This window comes from Deltaproteobacteria bacterium (assembly GCA_003194485.1).
GTDB lineage: Bacteria > Desulfobacterota > Dissulfuribacteria > Dissulfuribacterales > UBA3076 > UBA3076.
Map to the genome: position 1 here is coordinate 1 of PQXD01000085.1, position 1,137 is coordinate 1,137.

Below are 1,137 nucleotides of genomic sequence, written 5' to 3' on the forward strand. Positions count from 1 at the left end.
AGGTCGTTGAGTTCCTGATTGATGGGATTACCTTTGGAACGGGAATCCTCTATTTCGAGGAAAATCTGGGTGACAGGTCAATCTTTTACAAGGTTATGTCACCTCCGCGCATATGGATAGATGAAGACGGTTATGGTCAGATCAAAACTGTATTCCGTCAGGATACCTACACAGAAGCACAGGCGACCGACAAATTTGGTTGCAAAAATCTGGGTGGGAAATTTATCCATGCGGTAGTTCCGGATGGGGATCATTGGCGTTCGGTGTGGTACCATGAAATGAAAGGGGAGATCGTCCGTGAATCCAAATATGACTTCTTCCCCTACATTGTGTGGCGCTGCATCAAGAACCCTGACAGTGTCTATGGATATTCACCGGCCATGATGTCTTTACCCACAGTTAAGACACTCAATAGCATTCGCAAGAGCTTGCTCGAGGCTGGACAGCTTTCAGTTAAGCCGCCGATGAATGTGCCAATAAATGCGGATGTCGATCTGACCCCCAACGGAATTAACTACTTTGATAGCCCTGAGAACAAGATCAGCCCGGTTAACCTTGGGATCAACTTCCCAATTGGTCGAGACAGGGAGGAGCAGATACAGAAGAGCGTTAGAGATTTCTTTAGCATTGACTTTTTCTTGATGTTTGCCCATCAGGAAAGGGCTATGACCGCCACAGAAGTTGTGGAGCGGCAGGGCGAGAAAGCTGCAATCTTAGGGAACATCGTAGGGCGTCTGACGAATGAGCTTTTGGACAAGGTGATCGAAGGTGCGTTCAACATTGAATTTAACGCAGGACGACTCGAACCACCCCCTGAAGGCTTAGTCGGGAGAAAAATTGATATAGAGTATCTTGGCCCCCTCGCTGTGGCTCAGAAAAAGCTGTTTGAGAGCAGAGGCCTGAATCAGGCAATTGAAGGTGTAGCCCCCATACTCCAGGCAAATCCTGACACGGCAATGAACCTGGATTGGGATTATTTGCTGCGGTATGCTTATAGTGTGGCGGGTGCCCCAGCTCGCGGGCTGATTGACGAGGAAGAGGTTCAGAAAAGGCGAATCTTGGCGATAATGCAGCAGCAAGCGCAGGCACAAGCTGAGGCTGAGGCAGCGGTTGTCCCGGAACAACAGCAGCAGCAAT

Annotated in this window: 1 protein-coding gene; it reads left to right on the forward strand. The window is 49.3% G+C overall.

The window, feature by feature from the left end; genetic code table 11:
- The coding region (locus tag C4B57_12270; protein ID PXF50192.1) for a hypothetical protein at positions 1-1,137 on the forward strand (1,137 nt) is incomplete at both ends.